Annotated in this window: 19 protein-coding genes; 10 read left to right on the top strand and 9 right to left on the bottom strand. The window is 55.6% G+C overall.

All coding sequences use genetic code 11. The features are described from left to right. The first annotated feature begins 107 nt into the window (after nt 1–107). The 9 genes from M0D67_RS15400 (at nt 108) to M0D67_RS15360 (ending at nt 9,733) form a co-directional block, all read left to right on the top strand. Nucleotides 108–1,361, top strand: a complete 1,254-nt coding sequence (locus M0D67_RS15400) for an O-antigen ligase (RefSeq protein WP_266239088.1) — start codon at nt 108–110, stop codon at nt 1,359–1,361. Next, nucleotides 1,358–2,563 carry a glycosyltransferase family 4 protein gene (locus M0D67_RS15395; RefSeq protein ID WP_266239087.1) on the top strand — a complete coding sequence of 402 codons (1,206 nt, stop codon included), beginning with the start codon at nt 1,358–1,360 and terminating at the stop codon, nt 2,561–2,563. The genes M0D67_RS15400 and M0D67_RS15395 overlap by 4 nt, the downstream gene beginning before the upstream one ends. After that, nucleotides 2,560–3,423: a hypothetical protein gene (locus M0D67_RS15390; RefSeq protein WP_266239086.1), complete on the top strand. Its 864-nt coding sequence runs from the start codon at nt 2,560–2,562 to the stop codon at nt 3,421–3,423. The genes M0D67_RS15395 and M0D67_RS15390 overlap by 4 nt, the downstream gene beginning before the upstream one ends. Next, nucleotides 3,420–4,841 carry a lipopolysaccharide biosynthesis protein gene (locus M0D67_RS15385; protein ID WP_266239085.1) on the top strand — a complete coding sequence of 474 codons (1,422 nt, stop codon included), beginning with the start codon at nt 3,420–3,422 and terminating at the stop codon, nt 4,839–4,841. Before M0D67_RS15390 ends, M0D67_RS15385 begins: the two co-directional genes overlap by 4 nt. An 8-nt stretch (nt 4,842–4,849) precedes the next feature. Beyond that, entirely contained in the window at nt 4,850–5,785 is a 936-nt protein-coding gene (locus M0D67_RS15380; RefSeq protein WP_266239084.1) for a glycosyltransferase family 2 protein, read from the top strand. After that, on the top strand, nt 5,782–6,837 hold the full coding sequence (locus M0D67_RS15375; RefSeq protein ID WP_266239083.1) for a glycoside hydrolase family 5 protein: 1,056 nt from the start codon (nt 5,782–5,784) through the stop codon (nt 6,835–6,837). Before M0D67_RS15380 ends, M0D67_RS15375 begins: the two co-directional genes overlap by 4 nt. Before the next feature lie 40 nt (nt 6,838–6,877). Further along, entirely contained in the window at nt 6,878–7,675 is a 798-nt protein-coding gene (locus M0D67_RS15370; RefSeq protein WP_266239082.1) for a glycosyltransferase family 25 protein, read from the top strand. Between the two features lie 95 nt (nt 7,676–7,770). Continuing rightward, nucleotides 7,771–8,949 (top strand): DUF1972 domain-containing protein, encoded by a 1,179-nt coding sequence (locus M0D67_RS15365; RefSeq protein ID WP_266239080.1) that lies wholly within the window; start codon nt 7,771–7,773, stop codon nt 8,947–8,949. Between the two features lie 67 nt (nt 8,950–9,016). Further along, nucleotides 9,017–9,733, top strand: coding sequence for a hypothetical protein (locus tag M0D67_RS15360; protein ID WP_266239079.1), 717 nt, complete (start codon nt 9,017–9,019; stop codon nt 9,731–9,733). A 584-nt stretch (nt 9,734–10,317) separates the two neighbouring features. Here the strand turns inward: M0D67_RS15360 and M0D67_RS15355 are convergent. From M0D67_RS15355 to M0D67_RS15320, 8 genes are all read right to left on the bottom strand, one after another. Next, complete coding sequence (locus M0D67_RS15355; RefSeq protein ID WP_266239077.1) at nt 10,318–11,481, bottom strand: glycosyltransferase family 4 protein; 1,164 nt, start codon at nt 11,479–11,481, stop codon at nt 10,318–10,320. A gap of 12 nt (nt 11,482–11,493) precedes the next feature. Beyond that, the gene (locus M0D67_RS15350; protein ID WP_266239076.1) at nt 11,494–11,736 is read right to left on the bottom strand and encodes a hypothetical protein; all 243 of its coding nucleotides are present in this window, start codon (nt 11,734–11,736) and stop codon (nt 11,494–11,496) included. A 303-nt stretch (nt 11,737–12,039) separates the two neighbouring features. Next, the gene (locus tag M0D67_RS15345; RefSeq protein ID WP_266239075.1) at nt 12,040–12,261 is read right to left on the bottom strand and encodes a hypothetical protein; all 222 of its coding nucleotides are present in this window, start codon (nt 12,259–12,261) and stop codon (nt 12,040–12,042) included. 454 nt (nt 12,262–12,715) lie between these two features. Then, nucleotides 12,716–14,353, bottom strand: coding sequence for an MFS transporter (locus tag M0D67_RS15340; RefSeq protein WP_266239074.1), 1,638 nt, complete (start codon nt 14,351–14,353; stop codon nt 12,716–12,718). 19 nt (nt 14,354–14,372) lie between these two features. Beyond that, a complete protein-coding gene (locus tag M0D67_RS15335; RefSeq protein ID WP_154562790.1) occupies nt 14,373–14,657 on the bottom strand; it encodes a DUF3303 domain-containing protein in 285 nt (94 codons plus the stop codon). Nucleotides 14,658–15,145: 488 nt separating this feature from the next. Then, nucleotides 15,146–15,373, bottom strand: a complete 228-nt coding sequence (locus M0D67_RS15330; RefSeq protein ID WP_154562788.1) for a hypothetical protein — start codon at nt 15,371–15,373, stop codon at nt 15,146–15,148. A gap of 183 nt (nt 15,374–15,556) precedes the next feature. Further along, nucleotides 15,557–15,841: a hypothetical protein gene (locus tag M0D67_RS15325; protein ID WP_154562786.1), complete on the bottom strand. Its 285-nt coding sequence runs from the start codon at nt 15,839–15,841 to the stop codon at nt 15,557–15,559. 88 nt (nt 15,842–15,929) lie between these two features. Beyond that, nucleotides 15,930–16,211: a hypothetical protein gene (locus M0D67_RS15320; protein ID WP_154562784.1), complete on the bottom strand. Its 282-nt coding sequence runs from the start codon at nt 16,209–16,211 to the stop codon at nt 15,930–15,932. A gap of 415 nt (nt 16,212–16,626) precedes the next feature. Here M0D67_RS15320 and M0D67_RS15315 point away from each other — a divergent pair, with 415 nt between their 5' ends. Beyond that, nucleotides 16,627–18,822: a serine/threonine protein kinase gene (locus M0D67_RS15315; RefSeq protein ID WP_266239072.1), complete on the top strand. Its 2,196-nt coding sequence runs from the start codon at nt 16,627–16,629 to the stop codon at nt 18,820–18,822. A 152-nt stretch (nt 18,823–18,974) separates the two neighbouring features. Here the strand turns inward: M0D67_RS15315 and M0D67_RS15310 are convergent, their stop codons facing one another. After that, complete coding sequence (locus M0D67_RS15310; RefSeq protein WP_266239071.1) at nt 18,975–20,966, bottom strand: SUMF1/EgtB/PvdO family nonheme iron enzyme; 1,992 nt, start codon at nt 20,964–20,966, stop codon at nt 18,975–18,977. Nucleotides 20,967–21,048 lie beyond the last annotated feature (82 nt).

The raw sequence follows: 21,048 nt of genomic DNA, 5'->3' as shown, positions 1-21,048 counted from the left end.
TGGCGGCGAGCGGGACGAGTGTAAATGGCGAAGGCCACGAATGCGTGGACTTTCGAAGTCAGATCGAATGCTGCCGGCAAACGGTAGCGTGGCCCTTGAGATAAAACATGCTTAAGAAAATAGTTGGATTCTTGGCATTTGCAATGACGATACTGTCGTTCGGCGCATACATCGGTTTGATCAAAGATGGCGGGGCGCGCGATCAGGGCCTGGACAATGCTATCCCCTATAACGGCCCTCTGAATGCGTTGCCCATTGTTTGGGGAGGCGTGACACTGGCCGTTGTATTTTTTGTGTGGATTTTCTGTAGGTTAAAAATCAGACCGCATTGGGCCTTGCTGGGTCTCGGCGCGCTATCGATCTGCTCCGCATTGTGGGCAGAGGTGCCCAAGGCATCTTTGGGTGCGGCTTTGCTGTTGATTGCAGCATATCTGTTGGCTGCGACACAGATTAAATTGGCCGGCTGGGACGGGACGATCCGCGCTGCCATAAATGGATTTCTTATATTCGAGTTGTCGAGTTTTATATACATATTCCTGATTCCTCACTATGGAGTGGCGGTTGGCGAGCACCTGGGAAAGTGGCAAGGTATTTTTACTCATAAAAATTCTCTCGGATCGTTCTCGGCGCTCGCATTCTCGATTTCATTCTGGTACTGGTTGATCTCGAAGAACAAGTTTGCTGCCTTGAGTGCAATTCTTGCCGCTATATTGACTATTGGAAGTCAATCGACGACCGCAATCGGCATTGTGGCCGTGCTGTTTCTATTCAATTCGGCATGCACCTTCAAATTTATAAGAAAATTCATTTATCGTTATCGTCTTTTGATCCTGCTGGGTTTGTTGTTGCTCAGTGCTTTCGCGGTCTATGCCGCCATCGCTCTGGGGATGGATTCTCCCGATGAAAAATACGCAACATTTTCAAACCGGAATGTAATCTGGCTTTATATCTTCGCGAAAGTTGCCGCGTCTCCGATCTGGGGCTACGGACTTGATCAGTTGAGCGTGGCGAATAGCCTTGATGGTTCGGATTTTACGTCGCAGGTCGGGTTTCTGGTGGCCTCGGCGCATAACGGATTCATCGAGACGCTTTACTCTTTGGGGTTGTGCGGAGAGGTGATTGTTTTCCTGTTGATCACTGTATTTGTTAAGAATCTAAAAAATAACAAGACATTCACCCTGTTTTTTGGGTACATGTTTATTTTCATTCTTGAAAATACATTTGAGTCGAGAATGGTCAGCTTCAATTCCCATTTCATTGTATTTCTATATTTGTTTGAAATATCTGCGGCGATGAATGGGGAGGTTGTTCGGCGATCGCTAACTAAAACAAATGCACCGGTTTACCTGGGAGCATCATGAAAATCGCCATGGCTGGCCAGAACTACTTCGTACGAGGTGGATCTGACAAGGTTCTTATAGAAACAGAGAAAATGCTTCGTGCCTACGGCCATGAAGTTGCACCGTTTTGTGGTGCGGATAAGGATAACCAGGCAAGCGAATGGCTGGAATTTTTCCCGAAAAAGGAAGTATCAATCTCGTCCCCGCGGTTGAACGATGTTTTCCGATACGTCTACAACTTCGATGCGAAGAAAGCCGTTCGGAGGTTCATCCAGGAATTTAGTCCTGATGTATTTCATTGCCACATTTACTATGGAAAGCTTTCGTCTTCTATTTTGGCTGAAGTGAAAAGTCACGCCATACCGCTGGTGCAGACAATTCACGAATACAAAGTTGTATGTCCAACGTATCAACTCAGCTCTAATGGTTCTGTTTGCGAAAAGTGTGCGAATTTTAAGTTCCACAATGTTCTCACACATCGATGCAACAGAGGGTCCGTAATGCGATCGGCCGCGTCTATGGTCGAAAGTTACGTTAGTTATATGTTCGGGGCGGTTGAGAAAATAGACAGATTTATAGCCGTTAGCGATTTTCAACGAAACAAGGTCATCAGTATGGGTGTTCCGGAGCACAAGGTCTCCACCATACATAATTTTGTGGATATCGGTGAAATAGTTCCTGATTACCGCGTGGGCCGCTATTTCATATATTTCGGACGCGTGGAGAAAGAGAAGGGAATCTGGGTGCTCCTGGCGGCCTTTAAAAAAATTAAAAACATCAATCTGCTGATTGTGGGTGTCGGCAGCGCCTATGAGGATGCAAAGGAATATTGCCGGAAGAACGCTATGCCGAATGTGACATTCTTCGGATTTGCCACTCGAGACCAAATGGGCGGTTTAGTCAGAGGGGCGACGGCAAGCATTGTTCCATCTGTTTGGTACGAAACCTTTGGATTGTCGGCTGCTGAGTCGCTGGCGTACGGGAAACCCGTGATTGCTGCCGATATCGGCGGACTACCTGAAGTATTGAGTGCCGGAGATGACTCGACGCTTGTCGAAGCCGGCAACGTCGACGAGCTCATTACGGCAGTCGAAGAAATGGCATATGGAAAACTCGATCTGGAAAAAATGGGGCGTGCGGGCAGGAAGAATGTGGAAAGGAAATTTAGCAGACCCGCGCATTACGAGAAGTTGTCTGCACTGTATCGCTCGGTAATGTCATGAAAGACAGATTGCGAACCGCAAAGCAAGACGTCAAGTTGGTTTTCTCCGTCGTGAGAGCCTTGGTCGATCATTTAACGACAGAAATAACATGGATTCTTTGCCGTGCAATGCGCCGAACTGGGCAACTCGACCGGCGAGTTATCGTCAGCCTTACCTCGTATCCGCCGAGGTTCCGGACCCTGCATCTAACGCTCAAGACGATTCTCTTACAAAGCGTGCGACCGGCCGCGGTGGTCCTCTGGATAGCTGAGGAGGATTCGGAGAATTTGCCAGCCAACGTACTGGCGCTACAGAGCTGGGGGCTGGAGATTCATTTCTGCGAAAACTTGAGGTCATATAAGAAACTGGTGCCAGCTCTGTCCGCCTATAAAGGCATGGCAGTGGTTACGGCCGATGACGACGTTGTCTATTGGCGGACATGGCTGACTGACTTGCTTGTGCAATACAACGAGAGCTCGCCGGAAATCCTTTGTCACCGGATGCATGTCGTAAAAACCAACTCGGACGGCCTGCCCGATACATACAGAAGTTGGCATTGGTGCTCGGAGTCTTTGCAGAAGAACCCACTGAATTTTGCTACTGGAGTTGGCGGCGTTCTTTATCCACCTAACGTCTTCGACGGCGAAGCAACAAACGTGGACAGGATGAAAAGCCTGTGCCCGCAAGCTGACGACGTCTGGTTTTACTGGATGGCGAGAGCCAGAGGCATTCTGGTCAGAAAGGTCCCATCAAGCGGAACCGTCAAATTCTGGCTCGGCTCCCAGGAGGTCGCACTGTGGAAGTCAAATCTCGGAAGCGACGAGAACGACGTGCAGATTGCGGCGATGATTAAAGAATATGGATTTATGGGCGGCCCATGACACTTATTAACAACACAAAATGGGTTGCCGTTTCCCAATTTTCTCGCGTGGGATTGCAGCTATTAGGCATGCTATTTCTGGCGAGGCTTCTTGGGCCCGCGGATTACGGCGTAATGGCGATGGCGATGATAGTCGTCAATCTCGCGAATCTTCTGCGAGACCTGGGAACGTCGGCTGCTGTTGTTCAGAGAGATGAGTTGGATGAGAATGCAAAAGCCACGGTCTTCTGGCTGAATTTCGGAGTCGGGCTGACACTTTCAGCACTGGTCGCGGGTTTGGCTACACTGATCGGATACATTTTTGTGTCGCCGAATCTTCCGAAGGTGTTGTGGCTGCTCGCCCTCGGCTTCCCTATCACCGCGAGCTCCGCTGTCCATCAAGCTTTGCTTGAGCGTCAATCGCAGTTCAAGTTGCTTGCAAGGGTTGAAATTCTATCTTCGGGAACAGGCCTCTCTGTGGCCATTCTCCTGGCCCATTTTGGGTTTGGGGTGTTTTGCCTGCCGGCGCAGATACTCTCTGCGGCTGCGCTGTCATCGACTCAACTCTGGATATTGAGCCGGTGGTGCCCAGTAAGGAAATTCAACGTCGATTCCTTCAAATCCTTATTTTCATATAGCGGAAATTTAACGGCGTTCAATCTGATCAATTATTTCGCCAGAAATGCCGATAGCATCGTAGTCGGCAAGCTGCTTGGTGCGGTGCAATTGGGTGTTTATTCCCAGGCCTATCGTGTCATGTTATTTCCCTTGCAAAACATGACGTTCGTAGCCACCCGGGCGCTCTTCCCGTTATTAAGCCGGCATCAGAATGAGCCACTTGTCCTGCGGAACCTGTACCTGAAGACCGTCATGATGGTCGTAACGATCACGGGCCCACTGATGTGCGGAATCTGGATCCTGAGGTCCGAGTTCGTGCACATCGTATTCGGCGCGAAGTGGAGTGCGGTAGTTCCCGTTCTTGCCTGGCTTGCGCCGGTTGGATTTATACAGTCAGTAGTTAGTACCACCGGCACTGTTTTTATGGCAACCGGGAACACGAAATTATTGATGAAGCTCGGGTTGATTGCGACGGTTCTTCAGGTTGGTGGGTTCATTATTGGCTCCTTCAGGGACGTTAATCATGTCGCTGCAATGTATGCCATTGCAAATGTGATTAATTTCTTCGTGGCTATGACCGCAACCATGAAACATCTGGATTCAGGCATCTCGTATTTGCTTGCGAGAATTTCGAAGCCGCTCGCAATTTGCGCCATGATGATGGTTTGCATGACTATGTTGCGGATGAAATTAATCGATATCGGAATGAGCGCGTTGCCGCTCGCGATATTGGTATCTGCCGTAGGGGCGGCAGTTTATGGGCTGATGGGTTTTGGGTGGATAAAAAAGACAGTTTCTACATTTGCCGAGAAACGTGCCTAGGCGGAATGATGAACAGCAATACGCTTATCAGTGTCGTCATTCCTACCTACAACCGGGAGGCTACTATCGCTCGCGCAGTGGAAAGTGCGCTTAAGCAAACCTGGACGGATATTGAAGTAATAGTAATAGACGACGGCTCAACTGACGGCACGCAGGAAGTCGTCGGAGCGATAAACGATCCTCGCGTCCGATACTTAAGAAATGACAGGAATCTCAGGGGAGGCGCCTCGCGGAATAAAGGCGGTAGGTTGGCGCGTGGCGAATACATAGCATTTCTTGATTCAGATGACGAGTGGTTGGCAGGGAAATTGGCAACTCAAATGGAAGCCGTTTTGGAACGCGGGAATCCAAAGGCTGTTGTTTGTTATACAAGGCTGCTGGTGAGGCGAAACGGCAAAGAATTTATGGAACCAGCCCGTGGAATTGGGCGTGGAGAACAGGTCGGCGACTACCTGTTCAAAAATTCGGGGCACATTCAGACAAGCTCGCTATTCATGTCGAAAGAGCTTTTCGAAAGCTGTCTATTCGACTCGAGACTGCTAAAGCATCAGGATTGGGATCTGGCGATTCGGTTGCAGTTGATTGGCGCTGAATTTGTGTTTATTGAAAGTGCTGAGACGATCTGGTATCAGGATACTAAAACGAATCGTGTTTCTTCGCTCGTAGATAATGACGGTTCGAAAGAGTGGATTAGGCGGTATGGGAATCATTTGTCGAAAGGTGCGATTTTTGGATTCATGGCAATCATAATCGCTCCGGAATTGGCGAATGGTCCGTTTCCTGAGCGCGTCAAGGCGGCTGGAATATTGATCGCCGCACTTTTGCTTCGTGCGGTAAGTGTCAGGAAATTCGTCGTCGATTTCGCCAGAATTGTCATTGGGAGAAAGGTCATAAATTCATGTAAGACGGCTTTTTGCGGTGTGAGAGGAGTGCTGGTGAAATGATTTCGAAAAAATCAATTTCGGGTATTTTCTTTTGCTTGCTGGCGTTCACCTCGATGCCGGCTGTCGCATTCGATTGGGCAACAGCTCGAGGTTTTAATGTGACGCCAAATGTGTCCGACGCGGATCTTGAATATATCGCGAGCGTTGGCTGTAGCGTGATTCGCGTTTCATTCGGTGACTCGCCGCTGTTAAGTCTGACCGGCGCGTATGAGAGCAATGAGGCGACTTTTAAGAAACTTGACCACATAATCGAGGTTGCGAAGAAGAATCATCTAGTCGTTGTTATTGATCCCCATGCGCTACCGGGGTTCAAGAATCGATACACGACGTCGCCGCATGACCTTTTCTGGTCATCCGATTTGCTTCAGAACAGATTGAAGTCGCTTTGGGTTGAGATTGCGCAGCGCTATCGAAGCGACGACCAGGCAGTGTTGGGATTTGACCTGTTGAACGAACCTGTAACAGCGGTACCCTCAGCCGATAATAACTATTTTGATTGGAACAAGTTTGTCGAATCGTTAGTCAAGGTAATCCGAGTCAGCAATAAAACGGCATACATCGTTATCGAGCCGGCGAGGCAGCTTAACGCGCTGGGGGGCTACGACAGTTTTTTTTCCGCATTGAGCCGTCTCAAGCTTCCGCGTACGGATCGGATGGTTGTAAGTCCTCATATGTACACGCCAATGGAATTGACACATGAAGGCGTACTGCCGCAGTTCTCTGCAGCGGTTCACTACCCTGGGAAAATCTCGGGAGAGCAGTGGGACGCGAAGAAGATCCAGACTACCCTAGTGGTCGCGAGGCAATACGGTGACGCAAATCATGTTCCGATTTTCATTGGGGAGTTTAGTGCAAGCGTCATATCGGGTGATGACGGCGATCGTTATCTCGCCGACCTGCTTGATGTCATGGATCAGCTTTCGTTTGGCTGGGCCTTCCACGCATTTAAGGAAAATCCTGTCTGGAATCCCCAGCAAGCGACTTTACGCATGGCCTCGAATGGGAGAACCGTCAGAATGAACACAATTACTAGTGCTTTAAAAAACAAATAGATCCCCGTGCCGTGCGAATTGAGTGCGAATAGTACCTACGATGAAAACATTTTTGATTTCACTGCCACAGGATGAAGCCCGGAGGAATCTGCTAAAAGGCAGATTTCCGCGTGCGTCAGAAGCATTTGAAATTGTAAGCGCGGTCGACGGGCGTTCGATGAGCGCGCGAGAGTATTTTCAGCTTGCGGCTCCACTTTATCGTTCGAAAGGTGAATTGCTGAGTCCGGCGGAGGTGGGTTGTGCGCTGAGCCATCTCGACGCGTATCGACAGTTTTTAAATACCGGCGAAAAGATGGCTTTAATCCTTGAGGATGATGTCGAGGGGTGCGACGAAGACATCAGCCGAATTGGGCGCGTTGCGGAGCAACTGGATAACGACTTCTTGCTTTGCTGCGGCGCGCAGGATGGACTGCGCTCACGCAGGTGGCTTTTCGGCAAGCAGCGAAATTCGAGTGAACCTGGTGTGTTCACGGTCAACGGGCATTCCTATCGGCAAATGTGGCGAACGGCCTGTTATGTATTGTCTAGAGGCATGGCTGCTGACTTGCTTGCTAGGCAATCCGCTCTGTTGCACAAGGCGGACGATTGGGCCTCTCTCTTGAAATGCTCGAAAGGCGAAGTGCTTTTTTGCGATGTGCTCTCGCATCCGGCGCAGCATCCCGCCAGCAGCATCGAAGCTGAAAGGACTTTGCTGATGAGCCAGAATTTTAAAGACCGTAATAAGCCTATCGAAGATGGCTTCAACTATTTGATGGGGCGATTCTCCTTGTTTCGTTCAATAGTTTTGTCCATGTGCGGGGTTTTGAATGGATACAGGAGAATTTTTCGAGACATCTAGGTATTGGGCAGAATTGATTTGCGAGGCCTTTTTGGGCGGGCTCGGGGAAATTGATTCCGTTAGATTTTTTAAAAATTAAATGGCTTAATCAAATAATGAAAAAAGACCTTGCTATTCTGGGGACGCGCGGGATTCCCGCGCGGCATGGTGGCTTTGAGACTTTTGCGGAGCGTTTGGCACTTTATCTGGTTAAGCAGGGGTGGCGAGTGACCGTTTACTGCCAGGCGGACAGTGCCGAGAACCTTTGCGAGATAGATGAATGGAAAGGCGTGCGGCGCGTTACGATTTCCACGAATGCGCTTGGCGCGTGGGGCACGATGGCGTTCGACTTTAAGGCTGTGCGTCATGTAATCGAGGCGAGGCCCGATGTGGTGTTGACGCTCGGTTACAACACAGCGGTTTTCTCAAGCTGGCTTCGTCTGTCTGGGATAAACAATATTTTCAACATGGACGGACTTGAGTGGCAGCGAATAAAGTGGAGCGCACCGGCGAAAGTTTGGCTATGGCTGAACGAGCGGATTGGTTGCCTCGTTGGCAACCACCTGATAGCCGACCATCCGTCGATTGCCGATCACCTGGCAACACGGGTGTCCAGAAAAAAGATCACAACGATTGTCTACGGCGCTGACCGGGCAACGCGCGATCGCCAGCATTCCGTGTTAAGCAAATATGATCTTGCAGGCTTGCCGTACGGCATCCTCATAGCGAGACCGGAAGCCGAGAACTCGATCCTGGAGATCGTCACCGCATTCTCACAACGCCGGCGGCAGGCCAAACTGATGGTGTTGGGAAGTTATAACGGACAGCAGAATGCGTATCACCAGAGGGTCCTGGACGCCGCAAGCGAGGAAGTAATTTTTCCAGGTGCAATCTATGACCATGCCGCTGTTAGCGCGCTTCGCGCAAATGCGCGCTTCTACCTTCACGGGCATCAGGTGGGCGGCACGAATCCATCTCTTGTGGAAGCGTTGGGTGCCGGGTGCGCGGTGATCGCACATAACAATCGGTTCAACCGCTGGGTGACTGGAGATAGCGCCAGATTTTTCTCGACGGTCGAAGAATGCAACGCCTGTATCTCCGAACTGTTGGACGACGACGAGCTTGTCGATCGTTTAAGTTCGGCGAGCTTAAGGCGGTTTGAAGAAGAATTTCAATGGAACAAGATTCTCACGGAGTATGAGAGGTTGCTGGAGAAATACGCCAGGCGGTATCCGAAATACGCCGTGCAGGCAGGCAGAGCAGAAGGCGCGATGCCCGAGGGCGATGAGATGTGATCGACTGGGGACGGCTGCGTCCAGACTGTGAAGTATCTTGAAGTTTTTCGACTGCCGGGGTTGGTGTATGAAAATAAAAATCGCTTCTTTGATAACTTACTTATTTTTGGCTAACTGCGCGTGTGCTCAGGTTGAAGGTGATGCACTTTCCGTGGCGCCTTTCGATCAAGCCGGCTACGGAGAAGGTACCTTTACGGTATCGAGTTTTTCGGCACGCAAAGCAGAGGCCGATGCCCTGAAGGGGCACTATCGTATTAGATACGCGGGACGAAAAAACCGGATTGCGGCCGAAAAGGAAGAATCCGAATATCAGGCACCGTCCTATAGTGAGCAAGGCGCACTCGTAGAGAATACGCTAGACCCTTCCGCGGTTTCGAACGTAAAGACCCAGCAAGTTTCGGGTATGTTGGCAGGCGGCATCGGGCAGAAGCGAGGGTTGGGGCAAAGACCAGGCTCTTCCAGTTTAATGGCCGGCATGAGTCGGGGTATGGGTGCTAGTGGGGGGATGGGCGTGGGCGCCGGCGCCAGTGCACGAATCGGTATCGGCGCGACCGGCGGTCTGAGCATGGCCAGGGGGACCAGTGTGGCGGCAGTGGCCGGCGTCGGAATGGGAAGTGGCACTGCGATGAGGGTTATGCGAAACAAAGTGTCCAGCAGTATGGGCGGTATGGGCAGTGCGGAGAATACGGACGCGTCGGATGAGTTACTACAATCTGATCTCGGCGGAAGTACGCCGGGGAGTGGCATAACGGGCAGTCAGAGTTTTTCTGATTTGGGCCGATAGGCATTATTTAGGCGGGATCCACGCACGGCTGTTGATAGTGGCGGACCCGGCGGAGCGTTGTTTTTCGGTATTCGGAAGTCTGTCTTTGCCAGTCGAGAACACTAGGACTGCCTGAAACGGCGCGTGCGTTCGAGCAGTTCGTCATAGCTGGCTATGGATATTGCAACTAAAGCAGCGCATACCACTGCAATTAGTATAAGTGGCATTAGCATGATATTGATAATCCAGCGTACGGGCATGCGAACTCCATGTATTTGAAATGCTCGCCGTTTTACCAGACAGGCTTTTGTCGACGTTTCCAGAGTGTACAGGCTGACGAATCATACGTATGTTCGCTGACGATCACTGACCTTGGTTTCAGGCAAACGTTCCTTCGCAAGCGCTGCGAGCCATCGAGATGGAGCGGAGGTCAGAATGGTATTTACCACGTAGAGGTGATGCGGGGGCCGCAACTGGCACGTTGATATGATCAGAAGAAGTCATGACCGCACTTGATGCGGTGAACGCGCGGATTGTCGTATCCGAGGCTGAAATGCGGCGCTAGCGGATCAATTGAAGGTGGTGGTTTTCATCGGCACCGGGAATCACGCGGCATAGAGCCGATTCAGTTGATCCGCATAGGTAGCCGGGCTGTGCTCGGAGGCCACGCGTTCAATGCATCGTTGTCCCCGCTCGCGCAATGCTTCAGGATGCTCGATCGCATCGCGGGCTGCTTTGTAGATGCCGTCGATGATCCCATCACGAAGCTGCCGTTTGACGGTTTCGTTACTCACGTCGAGCTCGCCTGATTCGTTGAGTGGCAGATCCACAAGCCATCCCACCGAACCGTTGTTGATCTCTGGCAGCGCGCGAACATTTGTCGTAATGACCGGGCAACCCGCCGCCTGGAACTCCAGGACCGAGTACCCATAAGTGTCGGCCCATGTCGGTAACAGGCCAACGTGCGTGCGCCTCAATAGTTCGATGACTTCGGCGTACGGCAAATTCGTTTTGTGCGTGATGCGCTGACTACTGGAAATTAACGCGTGTGCGCGCGACGCTGTTTCCTTTTTATCCTGAGCTCCGCGGTGCGCGTGATTCCAGGTCTCGGAAAGATCGCCTACCAGCGTCAGTTCGAACCCCGTGGTTCCCTCCGATTCAAGACGTGCAAACGCTTCGAGGATCTCGTAGCCTCCCTTCTGAAAAAACTGTCGGCCAACGAACGTGAAACGGACAATGCCATCATCCGGTTTTTCGGCGAAACCACTTATCAACGCCTGAGGCGGTGGAATAACCACCATTTTTCGCGCGATGGCGTCCCTAAGTTTCGGATAAGACTCCAGCATGCGAAGTTGCATTCGCATATTGCACTGAGAAAGTGCAATGATTTTTTTGCAATTGTCTCGAGCGATCAGGCCAAGTTTGTACCGGACCAGCCGACTATGTCTAAGCGAGCCGTCTGCGTTGTGAGATTGCTTGGCATCGAGATAGAAGTTCTCGCGCGGAATAATCGACTCGAACGTCGACACCCAAGGTTTACGGGTGTTCGAAACGTCATTGAAAAAATGGAAGCAGTCAACGTCAGGTGTTCCTTTCTCGACGTGGAAAAAATCGAAGAACGACAATTGTTTTCTGCTGAGCTTTCGTTCGATCTTCGCGAGGAGTCGGATGAAAATCGGATTGCCGGTCTTTTGATATGTGCTGTCAGGCACTTTTCCCAGAACGCAGCGCTGTTCGGGGTAGTTACCCTTTGTATATCCGATTTTCATGTGCTGTTCTTGTTAGCGGAAAAAGATGAATGCTTGCGCAACGACTGCAACGATTGCAGTCAGGAAAGCAAAAAGACGCAGTCGCCTAAGCAGGTTCAGCCGCTTCAGCTCCTGCGATCCACGTGCGCGCGTCGGTTGCCATTCCAGGAACAGCAGCTTCCCCTCGTGGCGTCTTGTAGCCCATGCGGCGGTGTTCACGCTTACATATAAGTAGAAAAAGACGCCCAAAACACAAAGTTTGGGGATGAGATTCAACCCGATTGTCATACGATCCCGTAGCGTGTGTGGCTGCTGGTATACCTTGCAGCATCTGTTTTCTCTTGACGCGCCTATGACTCACGCTCTTGTGTGACGACGCGCTGCGATCAAGCGAGATTTATGCCAGATGTGCAGCCTGCTACCCGCGGGCTCGACCTGAGCCTGTGGGCAGCGACATCTCATTTTCTCCGGTGGTATTCCAGCGACGTAACTCGTAACACGTGGGCTCCGTTACGTCCCGTTGCGCGTAACACGCAAGCCGCGAAGAGCATGGAGGAGGTTAGTGGTTTCTTTGTGCGCTCAGGTAAGTGAGCGGCTTTGAGCTTCCGCCTCAAACCGATCCAACTCCCCAAGCAAACGCTCGATCTGAAACGTTTGCAATTCGGTCAGGGGGAATTCATCCTGTATGCGCTGTAGTCGCTTTCGCCAATATGCTGGTGGCAGCACAGGTTCACCACGAAAGGCGCGCAAAGACGGCGCCATCACACGCGCCACGTGCGCGATGTCTTCATCCATTGTCATGCAAGAACCCCGGAAGACCTCGTTGTTTAGTTTTGGCCTTGTTCTATGCGCGCGCCTGGTTGAAAACAAGTTGGTCTAAAGTACGCAAGCGGCGCCGCCTATGGTAAGAAATCACAATCGTGCGGTCAAGCTTTCTGATGACCGTTCGTGCGAGCAGGGCGTCGAATTGTCCTTTATTTAAGGGCTATTTCGATCGCGGAAGGACTTCAGGAAGTAACTTTCCGGGTCTTCAATAAGGGCGCTTTTGCTCGCAAGAGCGCATCGACATGATGCATGTCAAACGGCACAAGTTAGTGCCTCCAAACCTCAAGAAGCAGACAGAAAAAGCAGAGGACTGTTGGAAGCTGGGTGGCTCGGTAGCGTCAGGCCATTTGTTGCGCGCACCACTATCAGGGTGTCGGGAGAGTGCTGACAAGCTGGCGAAACCAGACCAGGAGCCCAACCCCACAACCACCTAAAGCGCATTCCCCCGCGGCGGAATCGCATCCGCTTGCGCCGGCCCACCCACCACCAACTCCGCCTCCGAATAACTGATCTTCACCGGCGGCACAAACCACGCCAGGCACAACCCGATCAACGCCGCCGCACCCGCCACCAGAATGCCGATATGAATCGACTGCACGAGCGCATCCCGCGCAGAATTCATCATCGCATCGCCTGCATGCCCGGCGCTCACCAGACGATTGATCAACGCCGCCTGCTCCGCGCGGTCCACCAGCAGTTCGGGACTCGCAAACGATTTGAACCACTGCGTCGCCTGATACGAGGCAAGCGAGCGATGCACCCCCTGGGTATAGAGATGGCCGAGCAACGCACCGGTCATGACCGTGCCCAGCATCCCCCCAAAAGTACGCAGCGATTGCAGCAACGCCGTTGCCGCGCCGATCTGATCACGCGCGACGATCTGCTGCGAACAGACGGTCAGACTGGTCGCCACGAGACCGAGCCCGAGACCGCTGATGCCCATGCACGACATCCACACCAGGTGCGGCTCGGTACCTCTGAGTACGATCACGCCCAGACATGCCAACGCGGAGAGCGCGAAACCGACATACATAATGCCGTTCGCGCGACGGATCCGCGTGACGATACGATTGTTCACCACGCTGCCGACGGTCGTGCCGAGCAGCAGCGGCGTGATCAGCATGCCGGAATCGTGCGCGGACATTGCATAGCCGCCCTGAAACAGCAGCGGCACGTAAAACACCAGCGAAAACAGCGCGAAACCGCCAAGCACAGACATCGCGAAGAGCGCGGACAGCTTACGGTCCATCAGCATATCCACTGGAATGATCGGATACTTCATCCTCCGCTCCCATAGCCACAGCGTCATTGCAAAACTCGCCGCAACGACGGCCAGCACGATCGTTACCGTGTTGACGCCGTACTTCGGAAACAATTCGATCAGCAATTGCAGTGAACCGAACGTGACTGCGACCACGAACGCGCCGAGCCAGTCGAGCCGCACGGGCCCCTTGTGTCTCAGATGATGCAGTGGCGGCAAAAAGCGCTGGACGAACAGCAGCGACACGAGGCCGACCGGCACGTTGACGAAGAACACCAGCCGCCAGCCGCCGTATTGTGTGAGCACTCCCCCAAGCGTCGGCCCGACCATATTCGCGACCCCGAACGCGGACGTGACGAACACGAGCCAGCGCAGCCGCAGTTTCGGATTGGGAAACAGATCGGCAACGGTGGCGAACACCGTGCCGATCAGAATGCCGCCGCCTATCCCCTGCAAACCGCGCGAAATTACCAGCAACAGCATGCTGGTGGCGAATCCGCACAGTACCGACGCGCCGGTAAACAACAGAATCGCGGCGATCAGAAACGGCTTGCGGCCGAACAGATCCCCCAGCCGCCCAAAGATCGGAATGGTGATCACTGAAGCCAGCATATAAGCCGTCGCGACCCATGCGTACAGATCGAATCCCTTCAGATCGGCGACGATGCGCGGCAGTGCGGTGCCGACAATGGTTTGATCGAGCGCCACCAGCATCGAGACGAAGGCAACGCCAAGCATCGCCAGCAGCGACTCGCGAAACGGCAGCAGTTGTCCGGTGGGTAGGGGCGTGTCAAGGTCGGGCGTCATGGCTGTCTTACTTGCGGACTTATTTTCGCGTGGCCTGATACGCACCCAATGCCGCGCCGAGGTCTTCGTCAGTCGCCGCGGGGAAGATGCTCATGGTCAGCAAATCGCCCCATTCGAGCGCCAGCGCCGACAGTCCGCGCGAATCGTCCGCCTCGACGACTGCAAAGCCATGCAATCCGCCGATCGCATGCCAACGTCCCAGCAATTTGACGCCTTCAGGCGCCTGGCCGCCGGTTTTCATGAAGCGCTCGATGACGGAGTTTTCCGCGGTCGGCAGGCCATCCCATTGCACGATGAATTTCATTGTGTGTCTCCAATATGGTTTGGCGATGCCGGCTCGTGGCGGGTCGTGATCGCCGTTCGCGCTGTGCGACGCTTTTGCGTGCCTCGCCGCCGCCAACGCTTCTGCGCCAGGATGCTGTCCGGATGGCAGGTGCTATCGGCGGACGGCATAAAACCACGTGGCGTCCTAACCATCATAGGTGAGTGCACGGTCGCTAACGTCGCTGCGTGCGGACATTCACCAGGTTAATCGAACAAATTCATCCGTCGCAGGAATAGCCTGGCGGTTGCGCTCGTTTCCAATTGCGGACCTCTCGTGCGTCCTATAAGAAGGACCTTTTAAAACGGTTGTCGAAGATGTCGGTATCGATCTGGTTCGAAGCGCGCCATGCAGTGTGCCCGCACCACCGGCACGCATGCGAATGGCAAGCAGAACAAACGCCAATGCATCAAACGCAAACGGCACGCGCGTTAAGCGCGTGCCGTTGCTGCGAATGTCTGATCAAAGGCCTAGCTGCGCGACGAATTGCGCGGCACCGCATCAACGCGCACATCGACAATGGCCTGGTGCGCTGCGGGAAAACCCGGCGGATAGTCGACGACGCGTGCGGATCTCGGCACCACCTGCACGGCGATGCTCGCACGTGCACCGATGCGTGCGCCGCCGACAATGGCGGCCATCGCCTGGCGGTCGAGTTCGACGCTGTCGGTGAGGTCTTTGATAGCGAGCTTTGCCATGGTGGCTCCGGGGAAGCGATCGAGCCGGCGGCTGGCGCGATTGGCCAGCCGTCGCTCGGGAGTGTCTTTAACTGTGCTGAGGTCTCGTCGCACTATCAGTATAGGAAATCTGCTTACGGCTCGCCTGCCGGATGTGAGCAGGCAGCAGTAGGGAAGCCCCCGGTCCTTCGCTACTGCATGCCGTTAAACGTTGGCGTAATTGGCGCCCCACAGCGACGGGCTGACATTCAGATTCAACGGCACGAAGCCGGCGCCGATCACGCCAATGTTGTTGAGAGCGGCAACATTGACGGTTTGAATCTGGCTGAGGTTCTGGTTCACCGAGACGTTGACATTGGCGATGCCGCTAAGGCCGGCCACCGAGGGCAGGCCGGGCACGCTGCTGCCGGTGCCGCCGGCCACCGCCGACATTGCGCGGCGGTCGAGCTCGCGGGTGCGGGATAGATCGCGAATCATGAGGGATGACATGGTGATTCTCCAAAGGTGCGCGGAAGACGGGCGTGATCGGAGCGAAGCGGAAATTGCCAAGGGCCTCTCCGCTTCGCCGAATCAGGCTTTAGACGTTGATGTTGTTGCTCGACGTGACGCTGGGGTTGATCGTCGAAGTGAGGCCGGCAGCGAACGCAACGTTGTTGCCGTTGGCGTTCTGGATGTTCATTTCGTTGCTGATCAACTGCGTGGCGCTGACATTCTTGCTGTTGTTCGGCGCGAAGACCGGGCTGATGTTGGTGTACGACGTGCTGGGGAAGCCGTAGCCCCAGCCGCCACGCACGGCGCGCATGGCCTTGCTGTCGAGTTGTTCGGTGATGGACAGGTCTTTGATCATCAGCGTGTTCATGGTAAATCTCCTGGAAGGGAACGTCACAGTCTTGCGGTTGGGTTCGAGCATCTTGTCTGCTCGAGTGTCACTAATGCATGGGCTGTGCCAGTTTTACTCGTGCATCCTAAGAAAATTGACGAACGCCTGATGCACAAGGCTTTCACGCCATGTCGCCGCATCGAAGTAGCAACAAGGTCGCTAGCGAACGACTCGCGGCTGATGGCGCGTACCCAACAACGCATCGGATTCTGTTGGATGTCGCAAGACACTCGCCGGCCGTGCACGCAGCGGGGCAATCCTGGTTTGCGAAAGACCGGGTCGGGAGCTAGTATCGAAGCGGCGCATGTAACTGGTTACGACAGGTTTTCTATCAGCCCGAAAGGCTCCGGTCGCTTGCGATCCGGCCCAACGGCAGCGGGGGCGCTTCGCACAAATGGCTAGCCTTGCGCATGTGATTCGCGACTATCAGAGCGGCGAGCTGTCACGTGACGAGTTCGTGGCTCAACTTGACAGCACGTTGACGACCGACGGACTCGATCGCACGCAGCTGCTGGAAATGCTTGGCGCAGCGCATCGCAAAGCCCCTCTACCCGACGATCTCTATGCCGAAGTGCGGCGGCGCATCGAACAGTTGCGCGTCTCGAACGTGGCGGCGGGCGGCGAGGAAACCGGCATGCAGACCACCGTCGAGATACCGTCGGTACGCTCCGCCAGTGCGGCCAACGCTGCAAGCTCGGTAGGCGCAGCGAGCGCCGCCGGCGCGCCAGGACATGATCAGATCAAAGGCACCGGCGACACGCTGAACAACCGCTTCGTCCTCGAGGAATGTCTGGGCGTCGGCGGGATGGGTACGGTGTACAAGGCGCTCGATTTGCGCAAGCTCGAAGCGTCGGATCGCAAACCGTATCTCGCGATCAAGGTGCTCAACGTCCAGTTCCGCGGCAATCCGAATTCGCTCGTCGCACTGCAACGCGAGGCGCGCAAGGCGCAGGTGCTCGCACACCGCAACATCATCACGGTGTACGACTTCGACCGGGACGGACCGATCGTCTACCTGACGATGGAGTACCTGACCGGCAAGCCGCTGAGCCAGCTTTTGCGCACGCCGGGCTATAAGGGCATGCCGGTTCGAGCCGCGCTGCCGATTGTGCGCGGCATGTGCAATGCGCTCGCCTATGCGCATGAACACGGCTTCGTGCATTGCGATTTCAAACCCGCCAACGTCTTTCTCACGACGAATGCTGAAGTGAAGGTGATCGACTTCGGCATTGCCCGCGTGTTCCAGCGGCCGGAGGAGGAGAGCGATGCAACTGTCTTCGACCCCGGCAGTCTCGGCGCGTTGACGCCCGCGTATGCGAGTCCGGAGATGATCGAGCATCGCGAGCCGGACCCGCGCGACGATATCTACGCGCTCGGCTGCATTACCTACGAGCTGTTGACGGGCCATCATCCGTTCGACCGTTTGTCGGCGACGCAGGCTCGCAACGCGGACTTCAAACCGCAGCGTCCGCCCAATCTCGATGCGAAGCAGTGGCGCGCGTTGCGGGCTACGCTTTCGTTCGATCGCAACACGCGCATGCCGAGTGTCGTGCGTTTCATCGCGGAATTCGATAACGAAGCCCGCGCGGAGAAGTCGGGGACGTTGGTCAAGGCGGGATTCGCGGGTTTTGCGGTGGTGTGTGCCGCGGCTGTCGGCGTGTTTGCTTTCCGTTCGGCTCCGAATCGTCAGGATGGCCAGCAGCCGGCTGTGGCGGCTTCGGAGGCGTCGGCGGATCAGGCCGCTTCGGCGGCGGCGAATGCGCCGGAGTCATCCGCAACTGCCGGACCGGTCGCTGGAGGCACCGCAAGGTCGGCCGCCGGCTCATCTGCCGCGACAACCACAGCGCTAACCGCCGCGCCAACCGCCGCAGCGCCCGGCGCACCACCGCCCGCGCAGCCCGCGCCCAAACCCGCGTTGACCTTAGCCGCCATCGCGCCGGTTTTGGCGCAAGTACCGTGTTCGGCGCTGTCCGCTTCGGCGCGGGACCATTCGTTGACAGTGCGCGGCTACGTCTCGCAACACTACGGCGCAGCGCATCTGAAGGACACGCTGACAGCATTGCCGGGTGTCGATACGCTCGCGCTCCAGGTCGAGCCAATAGCCGACGACAAATGCGACACGATCAAAGCGCTCGCACCCTATTGGACCCACAACTGGCAAGCGGGCCACGTTGCGTCGCTGCATGTGCGGCCGCCCGGTGGCCTGTTGAGCGAAGGCGATCCGCTTATCGTCGACGTCACCACGCCCGCATTCGACTCGTACGTGAACCTCGATTACTACCAGCTCGACGGTAGCGTCGTGCACATGGTGCCGAGTCCGCGTGCGAAGGACAATCAGGCGCCCCCGCACTATGCAGCCACGATCGGCAGCGCGGGTGACTGGATCATCTCGAAGCCGTTTGGATCGGAGATGGTGGTGTTGTTGATTACGCCGGCGCAGCTATTCGACAAGCCGCGGCCCGAAAGCGAATCACGTGCGGACTATCTGCGCGCACTGGAGACGCGACTCGCGCAGATCGGCGGCAAATACGGTCAGGATCATATCGTCGCGGATTTCGCGCCGATCACGACGAAGCCCCGCACGCCTTAAGCGACGCGTCAGGATCACTCACAACGCCCGTGAAATGCTCGCAGGCCAGGAAGCACGCATGGCGTGGAATCACGCGCAGCCCTGGAGCAGCGCGCAGCCCCACAAGCGCGCGCTGTTCGATAGAAGCTCCCGCCGCCCCAGCAGCCTACGCTTTACTTAAGATCCTTAACTACCCTGAAGCCATCCTGCGACTGGCGCACGCTCGCGCTGTATTTGAAGCGTGTCGCGCTCAGCATGTAGCTCCCGCCTTCGCGCCACGAACCGCCGCGAATCACTCGCATGTCGCAGGTGGGACTGTCCCATGCGTGGCCGTCGGCGGGCGCACCCTGGTAGGAGTTATGCCAGCAATCGGCGACCCACTCCCAAACGCTGCCGTTCATGTCATACAGGCCCACCGGATTCGGCGCGAACGAGCCGGCGGATTCGGGCCCTTCCTTGTGCCATGGATCGCCGCAGTCCTTGCAATTGGCGTTACCCTTGCGCATCTGATCGCCCCACCAGTATGCCGTCGTGGTGCCGCCACGGTCCGCGTATTCCCATTCGGCCTCGGTGGGCAAGCGATACGGTTTGCCGGTCGTCTTGCTCAACCACTTCACGTACTGCTGTGCGTCCTCCCAACTGAGGTCGCGTGCCGGTGCAGCCTTGTTCGTATTGCTTTCGGGTGTCAGCTTTTGACAGGCGTTTGCCGCGGCGCACGCATTCCATTGCTCGACGGTCACTTCGTATTTACCGATCGCGAACGGCGCGCCGATGGTCACGTGATGAACGGGCTTTTCGGAGGGGTCGTCGGTGCTGCTGCCCATCGAAAACGAGCCCGCGGGCAAGGCGATCATGATCGGGCAGGTGGCGCAGTCGCGGCTTTCGCCGGCGCTCGGCGGATGCGTCGTGGGCTTTTGTGCGACTGCTTGCGCGGCAGGTGCAGCGGGTGGGGTGGTCGTTGCAGGTGGCGTGGGTGGCGTCGGCGTGGCGGGGCGCGGGTGGTCTTGTGGCGCGACGCTGGCCGGTGCGGCTGGCCGCGCGGCTTGAGGCGATGGTGCAACCGGCGGTGCAGCAGATGGCGCACTCGCCGCTGCAGCAGCGCGTAGCCGGTCGATGCGCGCGTGGGCGAGCGCGGCGAAGCGGCCGTTCGGATAGGCCTTCAAATAGGCCTCGTAGTCGCTTGGGTAGTTACTGTCCTTGATGGAGTCCCAGAAGGTGATCTCATATTGCTCGCTGCTGTCCTTAGGCAGAATGCCTCTACTGTGCAGCGCGGCAATTGCATCGTCGCTGGCAGCGGCGAGGAGCGCTGCACCAGCGCCGCGAGATACCGGCGCGCTCAGGCTCACGTCCCTGGCAAGCGAAGAGGCAATCCACGGCGTTTGCTCGCCGCCAGTCACCCCGCTAACTCTCGCCGCGACACGTTGAAACAAGCCCGCAAGTTCCTGCGATGAAGACGCCTCGTTGAACGCGCGCAGCAATGCGCCCGTATAGACACCGTGCCGCATGCCGTCCGCTGCAAAGCCGCCCGGCGCCGTTGCGTAGGCGAGGAGGGTATTGGCGGGCAACGTGGCTTTATCGACTGACACATCAGCGGAGAACGGGTTGTTCAGGCAAGTATCGAGAATCACGAGATTGAGCGCGCCGGCACGCGGTGCACGCATCGCCTGCAATACGGTATTCAGATCGACGCCTTCGCTGACCAGCCGAGCCGGCGCGCGTGCGTCGAGACCAGCGGGCACGAGCAGTGTCTGCCGTCCGATTTGCATGCCGTGTCCCGCGAAATAGAAGAGCCCAATGCCGCCTTCACGCAGACGTTGGCGGAATTCGCCAATCGCCTGCTGCATTTGCTGCGGCGTCGCATCGGTGCGCATGATGACGTCGAAGCCGTGCGCACGCAGTGTGTCACGCATGGCTTCTGCGTCGCGTGGCGCATTGCCACGAAGCGGGTCTGCATGATCGCCGTATGCGCCGTTGCCGATCACCAGCGCGATACGCGCCGGTTGCGGCTTGTCCTGTTGCAGGGTGAGCGGCGCGCTGGACGTGGCCGTCGTGCGCGCGGCGGCAGCGCCGTGTTCCGCGCCGTCACGCTGCGCCGCGGCATAAACACTGCCCGAGTGCGCCTGAATCGCCCCGACCATGCACACCAGCAGGAATGTTCGCCACATATTCGTATCCTGTTTGTTCCGGACAGAACATAGGGTTTCGACGACCGCGCCGCCCGCGTCAGCCTTTGGCGCGAACCGATCG

Source organism: Paraburkholderia sp. SECH4 (assembly GCF_030511745.1).
In the GTDB taxonomy this organism is placed as follows: domain Bacteria; phylum Pseudomonadota; class Gammaproteobacteria; order Burkholderiales; family Burkholderiaceae; genus Paraburkholderia; species Paraburkholderia madseniana.
Note: the sequence above shows the minus strand (reverse complement) of the source record. Positions and strands in the feature narration are given on the sequence as shown.